23 protein-coding genes are annotated in these 25,273 nt (G+C 67.1%); 11 read left to right on the plus strand and 12 right to left on the minus strand.

Annotated elements, in window-relative coordinates; genetic code table 11:
* Nucleotides 1-230: 230 nt before the first annotated feature.
* A complete protein-coding gene (locus AB4Z32_RS09685) occupies nucleotides 231-596 on the plus strand; it encodes a hypothetical protein (protein WP_442121631.1) in 366 nt (121 codons plus the stop codon).
* A 143-nt stretch (nucleotides 597-739) separates the two neighbouring features.
* Here AB4Z32_RS09685 and AB4Z32_RS09690 read toward each other — a convergent pair whose 3' ends face one another.
* The 3 genes from AB4Z32_RS09690 to AB4Z32_RS09700 form a co-directional block, all read right to left on the minus strand.
* Nucleotides 740-3,940, minus strand: a complete 3,201-nt coding sequence (locus tag AB4Z32_RS09690) for an efflux RND transporter permease subunit (RefSeq protein WP_442121632.1) — start codon at nucleotides 3,938-3,940, stop codon at nucleotides 740-742.
* A 12-nt stretch (nucleotides 3,941-3,952) separates the two neighbouring features.
* Nucleotides 3,953-5,128 carry an efflux RND transporter periplasmic adaptor subunit gene (locus tag AB4Z32_RS09695; protein ID WP_442121633.1) on the minus strand — a complete coding sequence of 392 codons (1,176 nt, stop codon included), beginning with the start codon at nucleotides 5,126-5,128 and terminating at the stop codon, nucleotides 3,953-3,955.
* Nucleotides 5,129-5,466: 338 nt separating this feature from the next.
* The gene (locus AB4Z32_RS09700; protein ID WP_442121634.1) at nucleotides 5,467-5,892 is read right to left on the minus strand and encodes a divergent PAP2 family protein; all 426 of its coding nucleotides are present in this window, start codon (nucleotides 5,890-5,892) and stop codon (nucleotides 5,467-5,469) included.
* 135 nt (nucleotides 5,893-6,027) lie between these two features.
* On the opposite strand from AB4Z32_RS09700, the gene AB4Z32_RS09705 reads away from it, so the two are divergent.
* From AB4Z32_RS09705 to AB4Z32_RS09720, 4 genes are all read left to right on the plus strand, one after another.
* Nucleotides 6,028-7,065 carry a DUF475 domain-containing protein gene (locus tag AB4Z32_RS09705; RefSeq protein ID WP_442121635.1) on the plus strand — a complete coding sequence of 346 codons (1,038 nt, stop codon included), beginning with the start codon at nucleotides 6,028-6,030 and terminating at the stop codon, nucleotides 7,063-7,065.
* Nucleotides 7,066-7,092: 27 nt separating this feature from the next.
* Entirely contained in the window at nucleotides 7,093-7,668 is a 576-nt protein-coding gene (locus AB4Z32_RS09710) for a TerD family protein (protein ID WP_442121636.1), read from the plus strand.
* Nucleotides 7,669-7,774: 106 nt separating this feature from the next.
* A complete protein-coding gene (locus AB4Z32_RS09715; protein ID WP_442121637.1) occupies nucleotides 7,775-8,182 on the plus strand; it encodes a hypothetical protein in 408 nt (135 codons plus the stop codon).
* A 79-nt stretch (nucleotides 8,183-8,261) separates the two neighbouring features.
* A complete protein-coding gene (locus AB4Z32_RS09720) occupies nucleotides 8,262-9,233 on the plus strand; it encodes an alpha/beta hydrolase family esterase (protein ID WP_442121638.1) in 972 nt (323 codons plus the stop codon).
* On the opposite strand, the gene AB4Z32_RS09725 is transcribed toward AB4Z32_RS09720, so the two are convergent.
* From AB4Z32_RS09725 to AB4Z32_RS09735, 3 genes are all read right to left on the minus strand, one after another.
* Nucleotides 9,217-9,687 (minus strand): AraC family transcriptional regulator, encoded by a 471-nt coding sequence (locus tag AB4Z32_RS09725; RefSeq protein ID WP_442121639.1) that lies wholly within the window; start codon nucleotides 9,685-9,687, stop codon nucleotides 9,217-9,219. The genes AB4Z32_RS09720 and AB4Z32_RS09725 overlap by 17 nt on opposite strands.
* Nucleotides 9,688-9,799: 112 nt before the next feature.
* Nucleotides 9,800-12,118 (minus strand): hypothetical protein, encoded by a 2,319-nt coding sequence (locus AB4Z32_RS09730; protein ID WP_442121640.1) that lies wholly within the window; start codon nucleotides 12,116-12,118, stop codon nucleotides 9,800-9,802.
* Nucleotides 12,119-12,229: 111 nt separating this feature from the next.
* Entirely contained in the window at nucleotides 12,230-13,222 is a 993-nt protein-coding gene (locus AB4Z32_RS09735; protein WP_442121641.1) for a serine/threonine protein kinase, read from the minus strand.
* A 366-nt stretch (nucleotides 13,223-13,588) separates the two neighbouring features.
* Here AB4Z32_RS09735 and AB4Z32_RS09740 point away from each other — a divergent pair, with 366 nt between their 5' ends.
* Complete coding sequence (locus tag AB4Z32_RS09740) at nucleotides 13,589-14,278, plus strand: UPF0149 family protein (protein WP_442121642.1); 690 nt, start codon at nucleotides 13,589-13,591, stop codon at nucleotides 14,276-14,278.
* Here AB4Z32_RS09740 and AB4Z32_RS09745 read toward each other — a convergent pair.
* The 4 genes from AB4Z32_RS09745 to AB4Z32_RS09760 form a co-directional block, all read right to left on the minus strand.
* The gene (locus tag AB4Z32_RS09745; RefSeq protein ID WP_442121643.1) at nucleotides 14,247-14,597 is read right to left on the minus strand and encodes a cupredoxin domain-containing protein; all 351 of its coding nucleotides are present in this window, start codon (nucleotides 14,595-14,597) and stop codon (nucleotides 14,247-14,249) included. The two genes, AB4Z32_RS09740 and AB4Z32_RS09745, sit on opposite strands and share 32 nt — an antisense overlap.
* Nucleotides 14,594-15,112, minus strand: coding sequence for a DUF4142 domain-containing protein (locus tag AB4Z32_RS09750; protein ID WP_442121644.1), 519 nt, complete (start codon nucleotides 15,110-15,112; stop codon nucleotides 14,594-14,596). The genes AB4Z32_RS09745 and AB4Z32_RS09750 overlap by 4 nt, the downstream gene beginning before the upstream one ends.
* 74 nt (nucleotides 15,113-15,186) lie before the next feature.
* Nucleotides 15,187-15,867, minus strand: coding sequence for an RNA polymerase sigma factor (locus AB4Z32_RS09755; protein WP_442121645.1), 681 nt, complete (start codon nucleotides 15,865-15,867; stop codon nucleotides 15,187-15,189).
* An 87-nt stretch (nucleotides 15,868-15,954) separates the two neighbouring features.
* A complete protein-coding gene (locus tag AB4Z32_RS09760; RefSeq protein WP_442121646.1) occupies nucleotides 15,955-17,121 on the minus strand; it encodes an HPP family protein in 1,167 nt (388 codons plus the stop codon).
* Nucleotides 17,122-17,267: 146 nt separating this feature from the next.
* Here AB4Z32_RS09760 and AB4Z32_RS09765 point away from each other — a divergent pair, with 146 nt between their 5' ends.
* The 3 genes from AB4Z32_RS09765 to AB4Z32_RS09775 all read left to right on the plus strand — a co-directional run bounded on the left by AB4Z32_RS09765 (nucleotide 17,268) and on the right by AB4Z32_RS09775 (nucleotide 20,405).
* A complete protein-coding gene (locus tag AB4Z32_RS09765; RefSeq protein ID WP_442121742.1) occupies nucleotides 17,268-17,612 on the plus strand; it encodes a MarR family winged helix-turn-helix transcriptional regulator in 345 nt (114 codons plus the stop codon).
* Between the two features lie 8 nt (nucleotides 17,613-17,620).
* Entirely contained in the window at nucleotides 17,621-19,381 is a 1,761-nt protein-coding gene (locus AB4Z32_RS09770; protein WP_442121647.1) for a chloride channel protein, read from the plus strand.
* 73 nt (nucleotides 19,382-19,454) lie between these two features.
* On the plus strand, nucleotides 19,455-20,405 hold the full coding sequence (locus AB4Z32_RS09775) for an MBL fold metallo-hydrolase (protein WP_442121648.1): 951 nt from the start codon (nucleotides 19,455-19,457) through the stop codon (nucleotides 20,403-20,405).
* Here the strand turns inward: AB4Z32_RS09775 and AB4Z32_RS09780 are convergent, their stop codons facing one another.
* Complete coding sequence (locus AB4Z32_RS09780) at nucleotides 20,406-22,871, minus strand: ATP-binding protein (RefSeq protein ID WP_442121649.1); 2,466 nt, start codon at nucleotides 22,869-22,871, stop codon at nucleotides 20,406-20,408.
* A 79-nt stretch (nucleotides 22,872-22,950) separates the two neighbouring features.
* Complete coding sequence (gene orn, locus AB4Z32_RS09785; protein WP_442121650.1) at nucleotides 22,951-23,535, minus strand: oligoribonuclease; 585 nt, start codon at nucleotides 23,533-23,535, stop codon at nucleotides 22,951-22,953.
* A 101-nt stretch (nucleotides 23,536-23,636) separates the two neighbouring features.
* Here orn and AB4Z32_RS09790 point away from each other — a divergent pair, with 101 nt between their 5' ends.
* Together AB4Z32_RS09790 and AB4Z32_RS09795 are read left to right on the plus strand one after the other, a co-directional pair.
* Complete coding sequence (locus AB4Z32_RS09790; RefSeq protein ID WP_442121651.1) at nucleotides 23,637-24,929, plus strand: M48 family metallopeptidase; 1,293 nt, start codon at nucleotides 23,637-23,639, stop codon at nucleotides 24,927-24,929.
* Nucleotides 24,926-25,270, plus strand: coding sequence for a 4a-hydroxytetrahydrobiopterin dehydratase (locus AB4Z32_RS09795; protein WP_442121652.1), 345 nt, complete (start codon nucleotides 24,926-24,928; stop codon nucleotides 25,268-25,270). Before AB4Z32_RS09790 ends, AB4Z32_RS09795 begins: the two co-directional genes overlap by 4 nt.
* Nucleotides 25,271-25,273 lie beyond the last annotated feature (3 nt).

The raw sequence follows: 25,273 nt of genomic DNA on the forward strand, positions 1-25,273 counted from the left end.
GTTCGGCTCTTATCTGAAAGAAGTGTGCAATTCGGCGCACCGGCAGAACCATGCAGGGAAGCCGGAGTCGAATTCGTACACCACACGGGGCCGCGTATTGCGTCGGCTCCCTGAGGTTCCCTGACGGGACTAAAAGTTCCGCTGGAAACCAAACTGGCGTCGTCGACCCTCCAGCGCCTCACCCTGGAGACGGCGGCAAAAAAAGTAGACGTGAACGAGGAGTAAAACAAATGAAAGCTCTTAGCAACGCATCGAAGATTCTGTTTGCCGCAGCCCTGATGGCAAGCCTGGCGGCTTGCAAGAAAAACGACACCACCAGCACGACCGGCACCGGCGACACGTCGGCCACCGCGCCGAGCAGCACTTCGGGCACCAGCGGCACCGGCAGCACCGGCGCAGCAGGTAGCACCGGCACCGGCGCAACCGGCACCATGGGCGATACCGGCACCGGCGCAACCGGCACCGGCACCACCGGCACCGGCACCACGCCGCCGGTCGACAGCACCGGCACCGGCACGGGCACAACCGGCACGGGCACCACGGGCACCGGCACCACCGGCACCGGTACGACGGGCACCGGCACCAGCGGCCACTAATCGGCCATTGAGCGGCCACCCAGGCGGCGGAGGCAAAGCGGCTCGAGTGCCAGCCGTCCGCCGGACACGACGAAAAAAGGCCTGCGCGAGCAGGCCTTTTGCATTGAGACACGACGCTTGCGCCGGCGAACCGGCGCAGCGGATCAGGCAGCCACCGGACCGCGGCGGCCGGTCGCGAAGCGTCCCACCTTGACGATCATGCGGAACACGAAGCGCACCAGCACGATGGTCAGGATCGCTTCGACGAAGGTCATCACGAAGGCCGGCAGCGCCGAGAAGCGCGCCACGCGGCGGTGGAACTTGGCGCCCATGCGGTCGCGGGCGATCTCGATGCTGTCGTAGAAGGTCGGCACGACCAGCAGGGTCAGCATCGTCGAGGTGATGGTGCCGCCGATGATGGAGATCGCCAGCGGCTGGTAGAACTCGCCCGAGTCGCCGAGGGCGAGCGCCACCGGCAGCATGCCGGCGATCAGCGCGAAGGTGGTCATCAGGATCGGCCGCAGGCGGGCGCGGCCGGCGGCCATCAGGGCCTCCTCGCGGTCCATGCCTTCGGCTTCACGGGAACGCGCCGCATCCAGCAGCAGGATCGCGTTCTTGGCCACCAGTCCCATCAGCATGATGATGCCGATGAAGCTCATCATGTTCAGGGTGCCGCCGGTCAGGATCAGCGCCAGGACCACCCCGATCAGCGACAGCGGCAGCGACATCATCACGCCCAGCGGCGCGGTGAATGAGCCGAACTGCATCACCAGGATCAGGTACATGAGGCCGATGCCGGAGATCAGGCCGATGCCCAGGTTGGTGAACACCTCGTTCATGATCTTGCTCTGGCCGCCCACCGCCAGGCCGTAGCCCGGCGGGAAGTCCATGGTCTTGGCCAGCTTCATCGCGTCCTGCATCACTTCGCCATTCGAGCGGCCCTGGGCGTTGGCGGTGACCGTGACCACGCGCTTGCCGTCACGGTGCGAGATCGAGGCCGGACCCTTGCCCATCGTGATCTTCGCGATCTGGTCGAGCGGCACCATCATATTCGTGCCGGCCACCGGGATCGGCAGGCGCTCGATGTTGTCGGTGCCGACGCGGTCGCTCGGGTGCAGGCGCACCGCCACGTCGCGGCTCTGGCCGGTCGGGTCGACCCAGTCGCCGACCTCGATGCCGGCGAAGGCCACGCGCAGTGCGCTGGCGGCGTCGCCCACCGAGATGCCCATCGAGTTGGCCAGGCCGCGGTCCATTTCGATCTGCAGCTCGTCCTTCGGATCCTGCTGGGACAGGGTGACGTCGACCGCACCCGGTATCTGGCGCAGCTTCTCCATGTAGCGGGAGGTCAGTTCCATCAGCTTGCGCGAATCGGGACCGGTGAAGTCGAGCGACACCGGCTTGCCGTTGCCGGACAGGTCGTCCATCACGACATACTCGGCGCCCACCAGGCGGCTGACCTTGTCGCGCAGGGCCGTCGCAACCTCGGACGCGCTGCGCTTGCGTTCGCGGCGCTTGCCGATGTCGACGTAGATCGAGCCGCCGTTCACGTTGATCGAGCTGTTGGTATCCTTGGTTTCCGGCAGGGTGCGGGCGATCGCGGCCGCCTCTTCCATCTTCAGGCGCGCATACTCGACCGAGGACGAGGCCGGGGTGCGGACTTCGATCTTGATCTGGCCCTGGTCCATCTTCGGCTGGAAGGCCACGCCGCCCTTCCACATGTGCAAACCGATGGCGGCCGCCAGCGACAGCAGCGCGATCACGGCCATCGAGCGGCGGTGATGCAGGGCCCAGGCGATGACGTTGCCGTAGCGGTCAGCCTGGTGGTCGAACCAGGTATTGAATTTCGCCAGGTATTTTTCCAGGCCGCGCTTCGGCGCATGGTGGTGGCCCGGCGGGTCGCCCCAGAAGGCCGACATCATCGGGTCCAGCGTGAACGAGATCAGCAGCGACACGGCAACCGAGCAGGTCACGGTCAGGGCGAAGGGACGGAACCATTCGCCGGCGATGCCGCCCATGAAGGCGACCGGAATGAACACGGCCATGATCGAGAAGGTGGTCGAGGCCACGGCCATGCCGATCTCGGCGGTGCCGTTCAGGGCCGCGGTACGGCGGTCCTCGCCGTTCTCCATGTGCCGCACGATGTTTTCCCGCACCACGATCGCGTCGTCGATCAGCACGCCGATCGCCAGCGACAGCCCGAGCAGGGTCATGAAGTTGAGCGTGAAGCCGCACAGCCAGACCGCGATGAAGGCCGCCAGCACCGAGGTCGGCAGCGACAGCGCGGTGATCAGGGTCGAGCGCCAGGAGTTCAGGAAAGCGTACACCACGAAGATGGTCAGCACGGCGCCGAATACCAGCGACTCGATGACGTTGTTCAGGCTGTCCTGGGCCGACTTGCCGCCGTCCCAGGTGACTTCCAGCTTAGTGCCGGGCGGCAACTCCTTCTGCACCTCTTCGATCATCGCGTTGACCTTCTTGGCGATGGTCACCGTGGACGCTTCGCGGGAGCGCACGATGTAGATGCCGACGTCGGGCTTGCCGCTGCGGATCGACAGATTGTCGACGTCGGCGAAGCCGTCCTTGATGTCGGCCACCTGGTTCAGGCGCACCACGGTATCGCCGTTGCGCTTGACCACGACCTGCGAGAAGTCCTCGGGCCGGTCGATGCGGCCGACCAGGCGGATGCCCTTCTCGTCCAGCGGACCGCGCACCTTGCCGACCGGCGCATTGGTGTTCTGGCGTCCCAGCGCATTCGTGACATCGGTCACCGAAACATTGAATTCACGCAGCTTTTGCGCATGCAGCAGCACCGACAGTTCGCGCTTGAGCGAACCGCCGACCTGCACGTCGGCCACGCCGTCGATGCCGCGGAAGCGGTCGGCCAGCACGTCCTCGGCCAGGCGCGACAGTTCGGCGTGGCTCTGGGTGGTCGAGGTCAGCGACAGGTTCATGATCGGCTGGGCCGAGGGATCGACCCGGCGCAGCACCGGCTCGCGCATCTCGATCGGCAGCTTGTAGCGCACCGCGGCGATCGCGTTGCGCACGTCGTCCGCCGCCTCGATCAGGTTACGCTTGAAGTCGAACTGCAGCACGATGGTGGCGCTGCCCTCGTTGGCGTAGGCGCGCGCTTCGGTCACGCCGCTGACGGCCTGCATCTGCTTCTCGAGGCGGTTGACGATCTCGCGTTCGCTGGTCTCGGGCGAGGCGCCCGGATACGGGACGGTCACGACCAGGATCGGAATCTGCACGTCCGGCTCGTTGTTCACGCGCAGCTTGGACAGGGCGTACAGGCCCATGCACATCATCGCGATGATGAGCACGATCGTGGCGACCGGCTTCTTGACGCTGAAATTGGAAAGGAACATGGAGGCTTATCCTTATTGTTTCCCTTGGGCCTGGCCGTTGCCGGCGCTCGCAAGCGCTTGCGCCTTGGCGGCCGCCAGCTCGATCTTCTGGCCGTCCTTCAGGCTGGCGCTCGGGTGGCGCAGCACGGCATCGCCGGCCGCCAGGCCGCCCTTGATCTCGAAGTCGCCGGTGCGCGGATCGCGCGTGCCCACCGTCAGGTCGGCCCTGGCCAGGGCATTGCCCTTGAGCTTCCAGGCATAGGTCTTGTCGCCGGCCTTGACCATCGCCGATTCCGGCAGGGTCAGGGCGTCGCTCATTTCGGCGTCGACGCGGCCTTCGGCGTACAGGCCGGCCACGCTCGGCTGCTTGCCGCCGTTGAAGCCGACCAGCACCTCGACCTGGCGGGTGACGTCGTTGGCGGACGGGTCGATGCGCTTGACGATGCCGCTGAACTGTTGCTCACCATAGCCGTTGACGCGGAACATGACCGGCTGGCCGACTTTCACGGCGGCGATCTTGTCGGCCGAGACGCGGCCTTCGAAGCGCATCGAGGTCGGGTCGATGACTTTCAGCAGTTCCTTGCCGATGGCGGCCGTGTCGCCGGCCGACACCTTGCGGTCGGACACGATGCCGTCGAAGGGTGCGCGGACCACGGTGCGGCCGACCTGCTGGCGGGCCGTCGCCACGCGCGCGCGCGCGGCCGAGACTTCGCTCTGGGCGGTGTTGCGGCGCACTTCGGCGTCGTCCAGGGCCTGGGCCGAGGTCATGCCGGAGGCGCGCAGGGTCTTCAGGCGGTCCAGTGCGCGGGTCGACTGCTCGAAAGCCTGGTCGGCCGCGCGTGCGGAGGCTTCGGCCGACATCAGGGTGTCGCGGATCGAGGTCTCGTCGAGCTTGACCAGTACGTCGCCGCGCTTGACCGGCTCGCCGTTTTCCTTCAGCACCTGCAGCACGACGGCCGAGACTTCCGCGCGCAGGTCGGCCTTGCGTTCCGGCTGGATCGAGCCGGTGATCACGGGTCCCGAAGCGAGCGCATTGCTCTGCACCGTCAGCACGTCTTCCGGCGACACCAGCAGCTGCACGGCCTTGCCATCCTTCTTGGCATCGGCCTGCGCAGTCGCGGTTTCCGGCTTGGCGGGTTCCTTGGGACCTTTACCGCAGGCGGCGAGCGCCGAGGCAATGGCAAGGACGAGTAGGGTTTTGCGCAGCATTTCGTGGATCTCCCGGGTGGACTCGTACGCTGTAAATATAAGAATATGAAAAACCAGCGCGCAGTATCCGTGAGGCGGTTTGGGCCGTCAATCGGGGATCGGCAGAGCGTGGTTTTCGTGGGATGAACTGCGTATTCGTGCGACGAACTGCAGTTGGCAGAGATGAAATGCGTCCGGAAGTGGACAGTGGGCGGACAGGCGGACGTCCGGGTGAAACGTTGCGGAAGCTCGACGAACTTGGGTCCCCGCCTTCGCGGGGACGACGGCTCGAGCATTGTCGTCCCCGCGAAGGCGGAAGAGTGTCCCCGGCACTCTTCCGCCAAGTTGACTCTAAGCTTTTATTTCACAAACAAGTGATAAACCACATTCCCCATCAAAACCCCGGTAACGATCCCGCCCCCGATCTCGACCAGGGTATGCCCCATGCGCTCGCGAAGCGTACGGTGGCCGCTGTCCCCGCTCCCTGCGGCCAGGCGGTTGATGGCGGCGGCCTGGCGGCCGACGTGCTGGCGCAGGCTGTTGGCGTCGATCATCACGATGAAGCACAGGGTGACCGCCACGCCGAAGGCCGGGTGGCCGATGCCCTCGCGCAGGGCGATCAGGGTCGCCATGCTGGTCACGGTGGCGCTGTGGTTGCTCGGGAAGCCGCCGTTGCCGACCAGGTTGAAGGCCCAGCGCCGCTGGCGCGCGCTATTGATCAGGAATTTGATCGGTCCGACCACCAGCCAGGTCAACAGCGGGGTCAGCAGGTAAGTGAAATCCATGTGAGTTCCGAAGGTTAGTACAAAAATAATGCCGGGCAACATTATCGCAGAAGCTATGCGCCTGCCACAGTGAGAAACTTGTAATATCCTGTCCAGTGTGGTTTATCAGACAACGCAGCATACAGGGAGAACTCGATGCAACATTTCAAGCTGTCATTCGTGGTGACGGTCGTCCTGCTGGCGCTGGCCGCCTGGTGGGGCTACAGCCACGGCGGCACCGGCGGTCTGCTGCAGGCCTTGTGGATCGCGGCGGTGCTGGGCGTGCTTGAAGTCTCGCTTTCCTTCGACAACGCGGTGGTGAATGCCTCCGTGCTGCGCAACTGGAACGCATTCTGGCAAAAACTTTTCCTGACGGCCGGCATCCTGGTGGCCGTATTCGGCATGCGCCTGCTGTTCCCGCTGCTGATCGTCTCGGTGGCGACCGGCCTCGGCCTGATCGACGTCTGGCACATGGCCACCAGAACACCCGACGAGTACGCGCGCATCCTGACCGCCCAGCACGCCGAGGTGGCGGCCTTCGGCGGCGCCTTCCTGCTGCTGGTCTTCCTCAACTTCCTGTTCGACGAGGAAAAGGAACTCCACTGGCTGGGCTGGATCGAAGAAAAAGTCGGCCAGTTCGGCAGCGAAGGCCTGGCCGTCCTGCTGACCCTGCTGGCCGTGTTCGGCTGCATGAGCCTGATGCCCCAGCAAGCCAAGCTGCCGGTGCTGATCGCCGGCGTGGTCGGCGTCATCGTCTACGTGGGCGTGAACTGGTTCAGCGGCCTGCTCGAAGAGGAGGAATCGGACCCGGCGGTGGGCAAGCTGATTTCGCAGGGCAGCATCGGCGGCTTCCTCTACCTCGAGGTGCTGGATGCCTCGTTCAGCTTCGACGGCGTGATCGGCGCCTTCGCCATCACCAACGACGTCGTCATCATCATGCTGGGCCTGGCGATCGGCGCGATGTTCGTGCGTTCGCTTACCGTGTTCCTGGTGCACAAGGGCACGCTGGAAGAATTCGTCTACCTCGAGCACGGCGCCCACTACGCGATCGGCATCCTGGCCCTGATCATGTTCGCCAGCGTCGAATACGAGATTCCGGAATGGTTCACCGGACTGTCCGGCATCGCCTTCATCCTGGTCTCGCTGTGGTCCTCGATCCGCTACAAGCGGCGCGAGGAACTCGGATCGGCCTGAATTCAACCCAAAACGAAAGGAAACCATATGGCGATCAGTCTGCAAAAAGGCGGCAACGTCAACCTGTCCAAGGAAGACCCGACCCTCAAGAAAGTCATCATCGGCCTGGGCTGGGATCCGCGCGCCAGCGACGGCGCCACCTTCGACCTCGACGGCAGCGCCTTCCTGCTGCGCGGCGACGGCAAGGTGCGCGGCGATGCCGACTTCATCTTCTACAACAACCTGCAGTCCACCGACGGCTCGGTCAAGCACACCGGCGACAACCGCACCGGCCAGGGCGAAGGCGACGACGAACGCCTGCTGGTCGACCTGACCCGGGTGCCGCCGGAGATCGAGAAGATCGCCTTCTCCGTGACCATCCACGAAGCCGACCAGCGCCGCCAGAACTTCGGCCAGGTGGGGCGCGCCTTCATCCGCTGCCTGAACGCCGAGGGCGAGCGCGAGATCGCGCGTTACGACCTGTCCGAAGACAGCTCGACCGAGACCGCGATGATCTTTGGCGAACTCTACCGCTACGGCAGCGAATGGAAGTTCCGCGCCGTCGGCCAGGGCTATAACGGCGGCCTGGGTCCGCTGGCACGCTCCTTCGGCGTCAACGTCTGAGCTTCAGGGTCTGAAACACCGTCCGGCACGCCTGCCGGACATGAGCTTTTGACAATTCGCGCGCTCATCGTCAGAATGGGCGCCGGATTCACTTACCCTCACGACCATGCCATCGACCTTCCCGCGCCGCACCAGCGTCCTCCTCGCCTCCGTCGTCGTTGCCGCCATCGTGCTGTTCGCGCTCTACATGGCGATCGTGCTGCACTGGTCGTATTCCGAAGGCGAACGCGCCGGCTACCTGCAGAAACTGTCGCGCAAGGGCTGGCTGTGCAAGACCTGGGAGGGCGAGATCCTGCTGTCCAGCATGCCGGGCGCCATCCCCGAGCGCTTCGCCTTCACGGTGCGCGACGAAAACGTGGTCAAGCAGTTGCAGGCGGCCATGGGCCAGCGCGTCCAGCTCAGCTATGCCCAGCACGTCGGCCTCCCGACCAGCTGCTTCGGCGAAACCAGCTATTTCGTCGAGAAAGCCGTGGTCGGCGGCCAAAATCCGGTATCGCCGAACCCCGGCAGCTGATACGAAAAAAGAATCACAGAGCCATCTTCCCAAGCTTTTCGATATATCTGTGGCAACGCGGCAAGCAAGAGGGCGCAGGATGAAAGAGTGGGCTGCGGGAATGGCGCTGGCATGGGCGGCGATGGATGCGGCGCAGGCCTCCACCATCGTCGACTACGCGCTGCTGCGTCCAGAAGGACGGCGCCACTACCTCGTGGTCGAACCCGACCGGCTGGCGCGCGACAACCGCCCCACCGTCATCCTGCTGCACGGACATGGTGCCTCGGCCGCCTTCATGGTCGGCCTCGCTTCCTTCGGCACCTATCGCTCCCAGGACTGGATCCGGCTCGCCGAACGCGAGCGCGTGATGCTGATCGCGCCGGACGGCATCAAGGGCAGCGACGGCAAGCAGGCCTGGAACGATTGCCGCCTCGATGCCGCCAGCAACGCCACCAGCGACGACGTCGGCTTCATCGCCGCCCTGATCGACACCGCGGTCAACGAGCTCGGCGCCGATCCCGAGCGCATCTACGTGTACGGCAGCTCGAACGGCGGCGGCATGGCCTACCGCCTCGGCATCGAACTGGCGCCGCGGCTGGCGGCGATCGGCGTGCAGAGCGCCCTGATGGCGATGCAGACGCGCTGCCGGGCGCCCGCGCATCCGATCTCGGTGTTCGCCTCGCACGGCACCGCCGACGAGATCGCGCCCTACAATGGCGGCCGGGTCGGCCACTGGCTGCTGCGCGACCGCGGCAGCGGCATCAGCGCCGAGGAATCGGTGGCCGTGTGGCGCCGCCTGGCCGGCCTGCCGGAGACGCCGCTCAGCTTCCGCATGCCGCACCTGCAATCGTCCGACCCGACCTCGGCCACGCGCTATGTCTGGGGCAACGATCCGGCGCGCGTGCAGATCCAGTTCATGCGTATCGACGGCGGCGGCCACACGGCTTCGTCCAAGGTCGAGGAACTGCCGTGGATCCTGCGCAAGATCGTCGGCAATATGAACCACGACGTCGATACGGCCGAAGAGGCCTGGAACTTCTTCAAGGACAAACGGGTCAACGGCCCCCGCTGACCGGCATCCTCAGCTCGCAGGCGAAGCTGCCGTCGGCCTCCATGCGCCAGTTGCGCGGATAGTATTCCACGCAGGGCCTTGTGTCGCAGGTATAGCCGCTGGCCGGCAGCCATTCGCGCAACAGGGTCTGCCAGGCGGCCGGGATCTCCCAGGCCTGGCCGGCGAACTGCGCCACCGCATAGGTCCCGCCCGGCAGCACCGTGAGCGCGGTCCCGGCCGGGGCGGCATAGTCCTCGCCGACCTCGACGCCGGCATCGTAGCGGCAGTCCTGCGGCGGGGTGGTAGTGGGATCGTCGAGGGCGATGCCATAGGTGGGCTCGCCCAGCAGGCCCTGCCGCTCCAGCCAAGGGGTGACGGTCTCGCCCCAGAAGCGGCCGATCTCCGGGCCGTAGGGGCCGATCTTGCGCAGGGTGGCGATCCGCACCGGCGGCAGGGTGACGATGGCGACGTCCATTCCGGTTCTCCTCGTTCGTGTGAAAACCGCGATTCTAGGTCAGGACCTGTTCCGCCTGAACTGGAAGATCCGACAGGTAGGTAGGGGCACCCCGTGCCCACCCTACGCGCACTCAGCTCTCGCCGCGCTGCTTGGCGACCGCCTCGGCCAGCCGCGCCGCCGCCTGCTGGGCCGACGGCAGTTGCGAGAAGCGTCCCAGCACTTCGCGCGCCAGGTCGGCCGATTCGGCGCGCTGCTTGGCCTCGGCCTGGCGGGCGTCGATCTGTTCGCGCAGCGCGCCCAGTTCCGCCACCTGCTCTTCCTGGCGCACCGATTCCAGTTCCACCAGGCGGCGCTTGGCATCGGCCATTTCCTGGGTCGCCTGCAGCGACTTGCGCTGCATGTCGGCGGCCTGCTGGGCGTGTTCCAGCAATGCGCGCTGGGCGTCGCGCTTGTCCATCGCGGCGCGGGCGGCGGCCTGCTCGGCCTGCTCGCGGGTCTGCGCCAGTTGGGCCCGTTCTTCCTCGGCCTTGGCGCGCGCCTCGGCAGCAAGCACGGCCGCGTGTTCGGACGCCAGGCGGGCCGCGGCGGCCTCGTTGGCGCGGGCGTCGGCAGCGGCCTGGTGGCGCTGGGCCGACAGCTTCTGTTCCAGCAGCAGCAGGGCTTCGCGGGCGGCGTCGGCCCCCGCCTGCTCGGCGGCCAGCAGCTCCTCGGCCAGGGCCTGCTGGCGGGCTTCGTGTTCGGCGCGTTCGGCCTGGGCCCGTGCCAGCTCGGCGGCGCGCTCCATCCGCAGGTGCTCGGCAGCGGCGGCCGCTTCCTCATGCGCGGCCTGCTGTTCGGCATGGAGTGCCGCCTGGCGCTGGGCTTCCACCGCCGCCTGGCGGGCCGCCAGCGTACCTTGTTCGGATTCAAGCTGGGCGCGCAGCAGCGCCGCTTCTTCCTGTTCGGCGGCAATGCGCGCCTGGGCGGCGGCGGCCAGTGCGCGTTCCGCTTCCTGGCGCTCGTTCAGGGCGGCCAGCGCTTCTTCCTCGACCCGCAGGCGTTCGCGCTCGGCGCCGGCCAGCGCCTCGGCTTCCAGGGCGCGGCGCTCGGCCAGGCGGGCCGCTTCGCGCTGCAGCGCGGCCTGTTCGGCTTCATGCGCCAGGCGGGCCTGTTCGGCGCCGTTTTCCGCCGCGCGCGCCTCGGCCGCGGCGCGCGATGCCGCTGCGCGCTCATCCAGCAGCGCGCGTTCGCGTTCCTGCTGTTCGGCTTCCAGTGCGGCCGCCTCGACCGCCCGGCGGTCGACCTCGGCCCGCAAGCGCGCCTGTTCGGCGGCCGCGCGTTCGGCATCCAGGCGGGCCTGGGCCTGGGTTGCTTCGTCCTCCTCGGCCTGGGCGCGCGCGAGCGCCGTCTCGCGCAGCTTGCGGTCGGCTTCGATGCGCGCTTCGGTGGCGGCCAGGATCCGGCTTTCCGCATCGCGCCGCGCCGCCAGCGCGGCCAGCGCCATCTCTTCCATGCGCTCGCGGTGCACGGCGGCGTCGCGCAATTCCTTCTCGGTCTGCAGGCGCATGCGCAGCGACTGCGCGGCGGTGCGCTCGTACTCGGCCTGGGCCTGGGCGATAGCCTCGCGCTCCTGTTCGATGTGGGCCAGGGCGCGCGCTTCTTCCAGCGCCCTCGCCTCGGCGGCGGCGCGCGCGAAGCTGGACGCCAGCGCGACCTGGTCGGCGCGCTCGCGCTGCAGGGCCAGCTCGAGCGCCTCGGCTTCGGCTTCGGCCAGCTTTTCCGCGGTCTGGCGCGCGGCCTTCTCGGCGCGCTCGCGTTCGCGCGCCAGGATCGCCACGCGCGCATCGGCGCTGGCGCTGTGGCTGACTTCTTCGCGCGCGGCGTGCACGGCGGCGACCCGCTCGGCGGCCTGCAGGCGCGCCTGTTCGGACTGCAGCGCCAGCTCTTCGGCTTGACGCGCCACGCGCTCGGCGATCTCGGCGTCGGCCCGGGCCTGTTCCTCGGCGCGGCGGCGTGCCTCTTCCTGGGCCCGCGCGCGCGACTCGGCGTCGAGGCGGATCTGGGTATCGGCTTCGACGCGGGCGCGCAGCTCGGCGGTTTCCTGGCGCATCGCGTCGAGGCGCTCGGCGGCGGCCCTGGCGGCGGCGCGCAGGGTGTCGATGCGGTCGCGGTTGGCCTCGATCGCCTCTTCCGAGGCCTGGACATTCGCCAGCGCGGCGGCGGCGGCTTCGGCGTCGATCGCGGCGCGCTCCTCGGCCAGGCTGCGGGCGCGGGCTTCGGCATGGGCGCGGTTCTCGGCCGCCACCGCCGCCTTGGCCTCGGCCTCGACCCGCGCGATGCCCTCCTGGATGGCGCGCTTCTCGAGCTGTTCGCGCTGCGGCTCGACGCCGGGTGCGGCGTGCTCCTGGGACGCGGGCATCAGGTCGATCGTGAAATCGGCATCGTCGTGGTGGTCGGGGTGATCGGTCATGGGCTGCTCATCGGTGCGGGCGGACTGGGGCTCAGCGTGATTATGCGTCATGGCTGGAAAACGCGTCACGCCGAACTGAAGCGTGAAACCGCTGCAATTCAGCGGATTGTTTCAAACAGGCCAGAGCGGCGGCTCGTCCATCAGCGCAACCTGCTCGCGCAGCTCGAGGATGCGGTCCTGCCAGTAGCGCTGGGTATTGAACCAGGGGAAGGCGGCGGGAAAGGCGGGGTCGTCCCAGCGCATCGCCAGCCAGGCCGAATAATGGATCAGGCGCAGGGTGCGCAAGGCTTCCACCAGGTAGAGCTGGCGCGGGTCGAATTCGCAGAAGTCTTCGTAGCCGGCCAGCACGTCGGCGAGCTGCCCCACCATCTCCTGGCGCTCTCCCGACAGCAGCATCCACAGGTCCTGCACGGGCGGGCCCATGCGGCTGTCGTCGAAGTCGACGAAATGGGGACCGTCGGCGGTCCACAGCACGTTGCCGGCGTGGCAATCGCCGTGCAGGCGGACCGTCGCGACCTCGCCGGCCCGGTCGAAGCAGCGCGCGACGCCGTCCAGCGCCTGGTCGATCACGCTGGCGTAGGCGGTCAGCAGCTCGTCCGGAATGAAGCCGTGTCCAATCAGCCAGGCGCGCGGTTCGCGTCCGAAGGTGTCGAGGTTCAGCGCCGGACGCTCCATGAAGGGCTTGCGCGCACCCACCGCATGGATGCGCCCGATGAAGCGGCCGATCCACTCAAGCACCTTGGGGTCCGACAGCTCGGGCGCGCGGCCGCCGCGGCTGGGGAAGACGGCAAAACGGAAGCCGCCGAAGTGGTGCAGCGTGCGCCCGTCCAGCACGGTCGCCGGCACCACCGGTACTTCCTGTTCGGCGAGTTCCTCGGTAAAAGCGTGCTCTTCGAGGATGGCGGCATCGCTCCAGCGCTCCGGCCGGTAGAACTTGACCACCACCGGCTGGCCCTCTTCCAGGCCGACGCGGTAGACCCGGTTTTCGTAGCTGTTCAGGGCCAGCAGGCGGCCGTCGCCGTGCAGGCCGACGCTCTCGACCGCGTCCAGCACCATCAGCGGATCGAGCCGCGAGAAGGGGTGAGTTTCCGATTCATATTCCATGCCGCCATTGTAAGGCCGGCAGCACACCGGCGCACCCCTCGCCCATGATTTTGCCGAATTTATGCACCAGCACGCTTCATGACAGCAAATCTTTTCTGCAGAGAATCGAATCCCATGAAAATTTGCCGACTTTATGAATGATGATCATCGCAATGTGTGTGTGGATGCACCGAGCCCCTGATCGGTCAGGCTTACCATGGGCTAAGCGGGCATTAAGCCTGCGCTCGACAATAGCGGGCAACATGGACCTGGTTTTCCGTTTGCGCCGGACGGCATGAGCAGCTGTCCGGCGCTTTTTTCCGCCGGTCCGGGGCCGCAGGCGTTACACTGGCGGCTTCAACGAAACAGAATCACCCTGGACCACACATGCAACTCGAACAGCCCCTCACCGACAAAGAATTCGACGATCTCGACAACTTCCTGCTGTCCGACCGCAGCCCGGAAGGCGCGATGACGATGGACACCCTGCACGGCTACCTGACCGCCATCGCGATCGGCCCGGAATCCATCATGCCGGCCGAGTGGCTGCCGCGCGTGTGGGGCGAGGAAGGCGCCGCGCCCAAGTGGAAGAACCCGAAGGAAGAGCAGCGCATCGTCAACCTGATCATGCGCTTCATGAACGAAGTGCTGATCACCTTCGAGGTCGCGCCCAAGGAATTCGAGCCGCTCTACGTCGAGCACGAAGTCGAGGGCGAAACCCTGATCGACGCCGAAGCCTGGTGCTGGGGCTTCTGGGAAGGCATGGACTTGCGTCCCGGCTCCTGGGACGAGATCTGGGACTCGGAAGCCGGTCCGCTGATGCGCCCGATTTACCTGCTGGGCGCCGACGAGATCGAGGAAAGCGAGCTGGCCGAGGTCGAGGATCCGCGCCTGGCCCACAAGCTGGCCCTGGACATCGAAGCCAACCTGCCCGGCATCCACCGCTACTGGCTGCCGCGCCGCAAGGCCGCCGTCGAGACCGTGCGCCGCGAGGAGCCGAAGGTCGGCCGCAACGACGACTGCCCCTGCGGCAGCGGCAAGAAATTCAAGAAGTGCTGCGGGGCCGAGCAGGCCTGAGCGCTTTCCCCTCAGCTTCCACCTCCACCCGCCCCGTCATCACGGGGTGCAGGCTGCAGAGGTAATCGAAGGATACTCCCCGGCGCACCGTGTGGCGCCAGCTCTGCCCCGGCTTCAGGTCGCCCGACTTGATGCCGGCGGCCGCCGCGGTGACGTTGTGGACGAAGATGTCCTTGTTCACCCAGGTGATGGTGTCGCCGGGCTGCACGGCCACCACCTTCGGCGTGAAGGCCATGCCCTCGATGACCACACGATGATCAGCCGCGCCGGCGGCCGCGGCCCAGGCCATCAGGCCCAGCGCCACCACCACGGATTTCATTTCAGTTCCGCCTGGATGTGCTTCGCATGCTCCAGGTGGGCCACGAAGGCCGGCCGCACCTTGGCCAGCAGCGCCTTCAGCTCGGCATTGGACGCGTTCGGGATCAGGGTCTTGTCGAGCGCATCCAGCACCGTCTCGTGGTAGCTCACCTCGTTGTCGACATAGGCCTTGTCGAAGTCGTGGCCCGACATGCCTTTCAGGCGGTCGCGCGTGGTTTCTCCGCCCTGAGTCAGGGATTTGCTGGTGTCGTTCGCTTCCGGCGTCACGTGCAGTTTCTTGACCAGCGCCACCGCCTGCTTGTTGACGCCCGAATGGTCGGCCACCATCCGTTGGGCAAAGGCGCGCACGTCCTTGTTCCTGGTCTTCGATTCGGCCAGCTTGCCGGCATCGATGTCGACCGTATTGGCGGCAACCACGATGGCGGCGATCTGCGCATCGTTGGGATTGGCGGCGTGGGCGAGCGGCATCAGGGGCAACAGCAGCAGCGGAAGTAACTGGGCGAGCATCGTCTTCATGGCAGTCTCCATTGATATTGGGAAGTGGAACATGCCATTCGATGCAGCAAACCCGCGCCGCGTTCCCGGAATCTTCAGCTCACTGCGTCCTCGCCCAGCCGGCGCATGACGCTGGCGACGATGCGGTCGCAGCGTTCGCCGTCGAAGCCGAAGGCATCGTCGAGCGCGAAGTCGAGCTCCCGCGCCAGCGCCTCGCGCAGCATGGCCCGCGCGCGGAAGTAGCGGCTGCGCACGGTGGCTTCGGGAATGCCGAGCAGCTGTCCGGTTTCGTCGACGCTGAGTTCCTCGACCGCGCGCAGCACGAACACGGTGCGGAAGGCTTCCGGCAGCGCATCGATCTTGGCTTCGATCAGGCCCCGGGCCTGGGCGCGCAGCGCGGCCTGCTCCGGCTGCCCGGGCTCGCCCGCTTCGCGCGCGGCGCAGAACGCGTCCATGGCCGGCTCGGCGCCCAGTTCGATGACCTCGGCCATCCGGCCCGCGCTGCGGCGGCGCATCAGGGCGGCGTTCATCACGATGCGGGTCAGCCAGGTGGCGAGCGAGGACTCGCCGCGGAAGTCCGGCAAGGCGCGGTATGCCTGGATATAGGCGTCCTGCAGCGCATCCTCGGCCTCGGCATCGTCGCGCAGGATGCTGCGCGCCACGCGGTAGAGCCGCCGGTTATGGCGCCGCATCAGGCGCGCGAAGGCGGCCTGCTCCCCATCCACCACGCGCTGCCGGATGGCGGCGTCCGAATCGTCGTCGACTGCTGGCTGCATGGCGTTCTCCCTGACGTGATGCCGATTAAGAAGCAAAGTGCTGCCGATTGGATGCAGGCCGCTGCCGCGGCGTTCCCGTGTTTCCGTTCAGGCCGGGGCGGTCAGGCGGCTTTCGTACATTGCCGCCAGCATATCCGACTGGCTGACGATGCCGGCAAAGACGCCGCGTCCGTCCACCACCGGGATATGGTGCAGGCCCTGGTTGGTCATCAGCGGCACCAGCTCGGCGATCGGTTCGTCGATGCCGACCGTCTTCACCTGGCGGTGCATGATCTCGACCACCTTGCCCGGCCGGCTGCGCACGCCCAGCAGGTGGTTGAACAGGCCGCGCAGGCGTTCGCCGAGGGTCTGGTAATCGTCCAGGCCCGCATGATGCAGGAAATCGTTCTGGCCGACCATGCCGACCACGCGCTGCGCCTTGTCCAGCACCGGCAGCGCATGCAGGCCGTGCTGTCGCAGCAGGCGCCAGGCTTCGGCCAGCGGCATGCCGGGGCGGACCGTCACCGCGTCCTTCGACATGATCGCGCCGCAGGTGACGACGCCGAAGCGCCGGCCGTAGGCCTGGACTTCGGTCTCGAGCAGGATCTCTTCGAGGTCGTCGCGGCTGATGTCCAGCACCTGGCCGTAGCGCGCCAGCGCGGCGTCCAGGTCTTCTTTCGTGAAGCCGAGGCGCGCGGTCGGCACCGGGTCGCGGGTCGCGTGCACGTTCTTCAGCATCGACTGCTGGGTGTGCGGATAGCGGCGCCCGGTCAGGTTGTTGAAGACCAGCGCGACCAGCACGATCAGGGTCGAGTTCAGGCACACCGGCACGAAGGCGAAGCCGAAGCCGGCCGCGTGCACGGCCGGGCCGCCCAGCACCGTGGTCAGCGCCACCGCGCCGCTGGGCGGATGCAGGCAGCGCAGCAGGAACATCACGAGGATCGCCAGCGAACCCGCCAGCGGCGCCGCCAGCAGCGGATTGCCGATCGCCTTGGCGCAGGCGATGCCGACCAGGGCCGAGATGGTATTGCCGCCGATGACGGACCAAGGCTGGGCCAGCGGACTGGCCGGCACGCAGAACAGCAGCACGGCCGAGGCGCCCATCGGCGCCACCAGGGCCGCCGGCAGGGTGGCGCTGCCGAGCAGTTGCATGCTGAGCCCGGCGGTGAGCAGCAGGCCGATCAGGGCGCCTGCCACGGAGCGCATCCTTTCGGGACGCGGTACGGAATTACGTTGCGGCACGAAGGCGCGCATCCATTGCAAAGTCTGGTCCAAGATAAAACTTCTACAAAAAAAACATCACAATATGATATATTATTCGGCTTCTCCTTGCCACGCCCCCTTCAGTGAAAGCAGTGAAAGCTCCCCCCTCCCCGCTTGCCAAGTCCGACTTCGCCGCGCTCTCCGAATTCCGCTACCAGATGCGGCGCTACGAGCACTTCTCCGAAAACGCCGTCCAGGCCGAGGGCATCACGCCCCTGCAATACCTGCTGCTCCTGCACATCAAGGGCTTCAAGGGACGCGAATGGGCGACCGTCGGCGAGCTGGCCGAGCGCCTGCAGGCCAAGCCGCACGGGGTGGTGGCGCTGGTCTCGCGCTGCGAAGCCGGCGGCCTGGTCGAACGGCGCGCGAACGCCGACGACCGCCGCCGCGTCGAAGTGCACCTGCTGCCGCACGGCGAAGCCATCCTGACGCGCCTGGCCGAGATCCACCGCGCCGAACTGCGCGCCCTGCAAGGCGTATTCACGATTCCCAACCTCGATTGAGTCCCACGATGTCCGCTCACCTTCATTTGCCCGACCGCCGCGACTTTTCCGGCGACCTGCGCCTGCTGCTGATCGCGGCGATCGCCGCCGTCATCGGCGGCCTCGCCGTGCTTGCCGCACACGTGCTGCTGCTCCTGATCCGCTTCTTCACCGACCTGTTCTTCTACCAGCGCTTCTCGCTGGCCGATCTCTCGCCCGCCAACCACGGCCTGGGCGCCTGGGTCATCATCGTGCCGGTCATCGGCGGTATCGTGATCGGCCTGATCGCGCGCTACGGCACCGAGCAGATCCGCGGGCACGGCATCCCCGAGGCGATCGAGGCGATCCTGTTCAAGGACAGCGCGATGTCGCCGAAGGTCGCAGTGCTGAAGCCGCTGGCCTCCGGCATCGCGATCGGCAGCGGCGGCCCCTTCGGCGCCGAAGGCCCGATCATCATGACCGGCGGCGCGATCGGCTCCCTGATCGCCCAGCACTTCCACCTGACCGGCGGCGAGCGCAAGTCGCTGCTGGTGGCCGGCGCCGTGTCCGGCATGACGGCGGTGTTCGGCACCCCGGTGGCGGCGGTGCTGATGGCGGTCGAGCTGCTGCTGTTCGAACTGCGTCCGCGCAGCCTGCTGCCGGTGGCGGTGGCCTGCGCGGTGGCCGGTTTCCTGCGCCCGCTGGCGATGGAAGCGGGGCCGCTGTTCCCGCTGCAGACCATGCCGGTGGCGCCGGTTGCGCTGCTGTCCTGCGTGGCGGCCGGCATCCTGTGCGGCGCACTGTCGTGGACCATGTCGACCATGCTGTACAAGGTCGAGGACTGGTTCCACCGTCTTCCGATCCACTGGATGTGGTGGCCGGCGCTGGGCGCCCTCGCGGTCGGCATCGGCGGCTACTTCCAGCCGCGCGCCCTGGGCGTGGGCTATGACGTGATCGGCGACCTGCTGCACAACCACCTGGCGCTGGGCGCGGTCCTGGCCCTGCTGGCCGTCAAGTTCGTGATCTGGCTGATCGCGCTGGCCTCCGGCACCTCGGGCGGCGTGCTGGCCCCGCTGCTGATGCTGGGCGCCGGCCTCGGTTCCCTGCTCTCGCCCTGGCTGCCGGGCGCCGAACCGGCCCTGTGGCCGCTGGTCTTCATGGCCGCCACCCTGGGCGGCATGATGCGCGCGCCGGTGATGGCGGTGGTGTTCGCCTTCGAGCTGACCCACGATTCGAATGCCCTGCTGCCGCTGCTGGCCGCCGCCGCCGGCGCCTACGGCTTCACGGTGCTGACCATGGGCCGCTCGATCCTGACCGAGAAGATCGCCCGCCGCGGCCACCACATCTACCGCGAATACGGTATCGACCCGCTCGAGCGCCACAGCGTGGCCGAAGTCATGACCAGCCAGGTCCAGAGCGTCGATGCCGATGCCACCGTGGCCGAGGTGCTGGCGTCCCACTTCGGCCCCGGCCAGAAGCACCGCGGCTTCCCGGTCACGCGCGCCGGCCAGCTGGTCGGCATGCTGGACCGTGATGCGCTCAACGGCCAGGCGCCTGACACCCCGGTGGGCCAGCTCTTCGGCATCAACAGGCCGCCGGTGGCGCTGGCCGGCGAGACCTGCCGCATCGTCGCCACCCGCCTGGCCGTGCACGGCATCGAACGCCTGCCGGTGGTGGCCAGCGCCGGCGAGCCGCGGCTGCTGGGCATCGTCAGCCGCAGCGACCTGATCAAGGCGACCGCCGGCCTGCATGCCGAGGAACACGAACGCCGTGTGCTGCGGCGTAATCCCTTGTCGCGGCGGCAAGCATAACGCGGAGCAATCATGTACGATAGGCAATACGCACACCGCGCCATTGCCTATCCATCTTGAGGACAAGAACTTGATGAAACCGCTCAAGCAGACCCTTTCCGCCATCGCTGCCGCCGCCGCGCTGGTGTCCGCCGCCCACGCTGCCGCGCCGATGGTCAAGACCCCGGCTCCCGGCTACTACCGCATCATGGTCGGCGACTTCGAAGTCACCCCGATCAATGACGGCACCTTCGACCTGCCGGTCGACCAGATCCTGCACCAGAAGCCGGAACTCACCCGCGCCGCGCTGGAAAAGAACCACCTGAAGTTGCCGCTGGAAACCTCGGACAATGCCTTCCTGATCAACACCGGCAGCAAGCTGGTGCTGGTCGACACTGGCGCCGGCGCCCTGTTCGGCCCGACCGTGGGCAAATTCCTGCAGAACCTGAAGGCCGCCGGCTACCAGCCGGAACAGATCGACGAGATCTATATCACCCACCTGCACGGCGACCACGTCGGCGGCCTGTCCCACGACGGCCAGCGCAACTTCCCGAACGCCGTGGTCCGCGCCGGCAAGCCCGATGCCGACCGCTGGCTGAGCCAGGCGAACATGGACAAGGCCCCGGCCGACGAGAAAGCCGACTACCAGGGCGCGATGGCCTCGCTGAACCCCTACGTCAAGGCCGGCAAGTTCAAGGCGATCGAGGCCGACGGCCAGCTGGTGCCTGGCGTATCGGCGCTGGCGGAACACGGCCACACCCCGGGCCACACGACCTATGTGGTCGAGAGCCGCGGCCAGAAGCTGGTGCTGATCGGCGACCTGATCCACGTGGCGGCCGTGCAGATGGACAATCCGCAAGTGACGGTCGCCTTCGACAGCGACGAGAAGGCGGCCTACGCCGCCCGCAAGAAGGTGTTCGACGACGCCGCGAAAAAAGCTTACCTGATCGGCGGCGCCCACCTGCAGTTCCCGGGTTTGGGCCACCTGCAGACCCAGGGCAAGGGCTACCGCTGGGTGCCAGTCAACTATACGCAGATGCGCTGATCAGGAGCCGGCCACGCCGGCCAGGATCGCTGCCAGCTTGTCGAGGTCGACCGGCTTGACCATGTGGTGGTCGAAGCCGGCTTCGAGGGCGGCGCGGCGGTCCTGTTCCTGGCCGTAGCCGGTCACCGCCACCAGCAGCATCGCGTGGGTGCGCGGATCGGCCCGCAGGCGGCGCGCCAGCTCGTTGCCGTCCATTTCCGGCAGGCCGATGTCCAGCAGGGCCACGTCCGGACACTCCCGCCACGCGCGCTCGAGGGCGCGCAGCGAATCGTTCTCCACCATCGCCTCGTAGCCGCAGGCTTCCAGCAGCATCGCCAGGGTGGCCGCGGCGTCGACGTTGTCGTCCACCACCAGCAGGCGCAGCGGCTGTCCCTGCTGCTGCGGCGCGGCGGCACCCGGCTCCTCGCTGTGCGCCGCGGACTGCATCAGCGGCAGGGTCACGACGAAGCTGCTGCCGCGGCCCGGTCCGGCGCTCGCGCATTCGACGGTGCCTCCATGCAGCTCAACCAGGTGCTTGACCAGCGCCAGGCCCAGCCCCAGTCCGCCCTGCGAGCGGTCGGCCGAACGCTGGCCCTGGGCGAACAGCTCGAACACGCGGTCGCCCAGTCCCGCTTCCATGCCGATCCCCTCGTCGCGCACCTCCAGCTCGAGGTGCTCGCCACGGGTCCGGGCCTCGACGTCGATGCGGCGCTCCTCCGGCGTGTACTTGGCCGCGTTGTTGAGCAGGTTGGCCAGCACCTGCACCAGGCGTGCCTTGTCGCCGAGGACCGTGGCCTCGGGATCGTCGAGCCGCACCGACAGGGCCTGGCGGCGGGCCTCGAACAGCGGGCGCACCTGCTCGATCGCTTCGTCGACGATGGTGTGCGCCGCCACCGGCGCCCGCGCCAGGGTCACCAGCCCGCGCGTGACGCGCGACACGTCCAGCAGGTCGTCCACCAGGCTGGTCATGTGCTTCACCTGGCGCCCGATGATGGCGCTGCTCTGGCGCACCCGGTTCTCGTCGAGGCGGCCGATCTTCAGCAGGTCGGCGGCGGCGCTGATCGGCGCCAGCGGGTTGCGCAGCTCGTGCGCCAGCATGGCCAGGAATTCGTCCTTGCGCTGGTCGGCCGCACGCAGCTTTTCCTCGGCCTTCTTGCGGTCGGTGATGTCGAGGAAAAAGCTGACGAGGCCGCCGTTGCTGGTCGGGTAGGCCCTCACCTCGTAGGTGCGCACCTCCCCTCCCGGCAAGCGATGCCGGTATTCGGCGCTGCCGGCAATGCGCTGGGACATGGCCCGGCGATACATGCGTCCGAGCTCGCTATCCACGGATTCGGGCCAGATCTCCCAGTGATTGCACCCGATCACCTGCTCGGCGGTGCGGCTGCCGAGACGCAGCCCCTCGGCGTTCATCTCGAGGACGGTCCAGTCAGATGAGAGCAGGCCAAAACCCTCGGCAATCGAATCGAGGATGATCTGGCTGCGGTCGCGCTCCGCGCGCAGGGCTTCGTGGGCGCGCGCCAGGTCGACCGCGGTCCACAGGCGCTCCGACAGGCTGCGCGCCAGCGCGATCTCGGACTCGCTCCAGCGGTGCGGATGCTTGTGGCCCAGCGCCAGGAAGGATACCAGGCGGCCCGACTTCACCAGCGGCACCAGCAGGCTGGCGGTCACGCCCATGGCCATCAGGTAGGCCTTCTGGTGGGCGGCGGTGCGCGGATCGATGCGCACGTCGGTAATGGCGATGATCTCGCCGGCGCGCCCTGCCCTGGCCACGTCTTCGCCGAAGGCGTCGATCGCGAAGGTATTGCCGGACAGGTTGGACCTGCCGTGGCGCGTCCAGTCGCGCGGCACGTAGAAGGTGTTGCGCTCGTCGTCGACCTCGCCGTACATCACCCGCTCCACGCCCAGCTCCTTGCCAAGCAAGGCGCTGGCGGTGGCGATCGCCTCCTCGCTGGAGCCCGGCGGCCGCAGCGCGTCGGACAGCGCCAGCTCGAAGGCGGCGCGGCGTTCGGCCTCGACGCGGGCGGTGGTCTCGATGCAGGTGCAGTACATGCCCATCACCCTGCCCTCGCCGTCGTGCAGGGGCGAATACGAGAAAGTGAAATAGGTCTGCTCGGTATAGCCCTTGCGCTCCATGGTCAGCGGCATGTCCTCGAGGAAGGAGGACTGGTCCGCCAGGGCGCGCCCGGCGATCGGTCCGAGGTCGTGCCAGATCTCCCACCACACACGGTGGAACGGCTCGCCGAAGGCGGACGGATGCTTGTTGCCGAGAACCGGGATATAGGCGTCGTTGTAGAGGAAGACCTGCTGCGCCCCCCAGGCCAGGAACATCGGAAAGGTCGAGCTGAGGACCATCGACACGGCCGTGGCGAGTTCGGGCGGCCAGGAATCCGGCGGGCCGAGCGGCGACGATTGCCAGTCGTGCGCGCCGAGCAGGCGCCGCGTCTCGCTGTCGCCCAGCCCGGCGGTAATGCGCAGAATGTCAGCCATGATCGATTATTCCATAATTCATGGCGAGACGATTCACGATTTCAACATTGTGTCATGCCCTCTGTGGGCGATTCACAACTTACAGCTTGATGAAGTGCTCGCGGTAGTAGCGCAGTTCTTCGATCGACTCGACGATGTCGGCCAGCGCGGTATGCTTTTGCGCCTTCTTGAAGCCCGATGCCAGTTCCGGCTTCCAGCGGCGGCACAGTTCCTTCAGGGTCGAGACGTCCAGGTTGCGGTAGTGGAAGAAGGCTTCCAGCTTCGGCATGCCGCGCGCCATGAAGCGGCGGTCCTGGCAGATCGAATTGCCGCACATCGGCGATTTATTGGCCGGCACCCACTGTTTCAGGAAGGCGATCAGCTGCTCTTCGGCCTGGGCTTCGTTCACGGTCGAGGCTTTCACGCGGTCGATCAGGCCCGACTTGCCATGGGTGCCCTTGTTCCAGGCGTCCATCTTGTCCAGCGTCTCGTCGCTCTGGTGGATGGCGAACACCGGGCCTTCGGCCAGGATGTTCAGCTCGGCGTCGGTGACGACCACCGCGACTTCGATGATGCGGTCGTTGTCCGGATCGAGGCCGGTCATTTCCATGTCGAGCCAGACGAGGTTCATGTCGTTCGGGCGCGGGGTAACGGTCGGGGTTTGGGTTTCCTTGGCTTGTGACATAATCTGTTCTTTGGTAGGTGACTCTAGTCAGTCGGGGTCAGAGCACAGGCGCTAAGTTCGTGCTCTGACCCCGAAAAACAGGATTTTCTCACAGGCACACGATGCTTTCATTCGCGTTTTCGGTTTTGTTCGTCATTTTTTTCATGCTGACCCTGGTGTTGCGGTATTGGCTGGCCAGCCGGCACGTCCGCCACGTCCTGCGTCACCGTGATCGGGTGCCGGCCGAATTTGCCGACCGCATCCCCCTGCACGCCCACCGCAAGGCCGCCGACTACACGGTCGCCAAGACCCGCTTCGGCCTGATCCACGCGGTCTGGAGCGGCCTGGTGCTGATCGGCTTCACCTTGCTGGGCGGGCTGCAAGCGCTGTCGACCGCGCTGCTGCACCTGCTGGGCCCGGGCATGGCGCACCAGATCGGCCTGGTCGTCGCCTACGCCGCCATCGCCGGCCTGCTCGACCTGCCCTTCACTTACTGGTTCCAGTTCGTGCTGGAGCAGCGCTTCGGCTTCAACAAGATGACGCTCAAGCTGTGGCTGGCGGACATGGTCAAGAGCACGCTGGTCGGCGCCGTTATCGGCCTGCCGCTGCTGTGGGTGGTGCTGTTCCTGATGGAGCGCACCGGCCCCCTGTGGTGGCTGTACGCCTGGCTGGTGTTCAGCGGCTTCCAGCTGCTGATGATGGTGATCTACCCGACCGTCATCGCGCCGCTCTTCAACAAGTTCACGCCGCTTGCCGACGACAGCCTGAAAAGCCGCATCGAAGGCCTGATGGCGCGCGTCGGCTTCGCCTCGAAAGGCCTGTTCGTGATGGACGGCAGCAAGCGCTCGGCGCACGGCAACGCCTACTTCTCCGGCTTCGGCGCCAACAAGCGCATCGTCTTCTTCGACACCCTGCTGGAACGCCTCGCACCCGCCGAGATCGAAGCCGTGCTGGCCCACGAACTGGGCCACTTCAAACTCAAGCACATCATCAAGCGCATCGTGGTCGCATTCGCGCTGTCGCTGGTCTTCCTGGCCCTGCTGGGCTGGCTGAAGACCCAGGTATGGTTCTACACCGGCCTGGGCGTCATTCCGCTGCTGGGCCAGAACAACGATGCGATGGCGCTGCTGCTGTTCATGCTGGTGCTGCCGGTATTCACCTTCCCGTTTGCGCCGCTGACCTCGATCACCTCGCGCAAGCACGAGTTCGAAGCCGATGCCTTCGCCGCCAGCCACAGCGATGCGCGCGACCTGGTCTCGGCCCTGGTCAAGATGTACGAGGACAATGCCTCGACCCTGACGCCGGACCCGCTGCACTCGGCCTTCTACGATTCGCATCCGCCGGCCTCGATCCGCATCCGGCACCTGGCTGAAGCGGGTGCGCTCTCCGGCACGGCCGGCATGGAGCCCGCATGAACAAGGCGCTGCCCCTGAACCAAGGCCACTGCATCCACGGCGCTGCGGCGCTGGACGATGCCGCCGCTGCCAGTTTGCTGGCGCAAGTGCCCGACTGGCATGTCGACGGCCACCGCCTGGTGCGCGAGTTCCTGTTCCGCGACTACCACGAGACCATCGAGTTCGTGAACGCGCTGGCCTTCATGGTGCATCGCGAAGACCACCATCCGGACCTGCAGGTGGGCTACCGCCGCTGCACGGTTTCCTGGACCACGCACTCCGCCGGCCACCGCCTCAGCGAAAACGACTTCATCTGCGCTGCGAAAGCCGACGCGCTGTACGCCGGACGGGCCGGCGCATGAGCA

It is taken from the genome of Massilia sp. 2TAF26 (assembly GCF_052115005.1).
Lineage (GTDB): Bacteria > Pseudomonadota > Gammaproteobacteria > Burkholderiales > Burkholderiaceae_D > Telluria.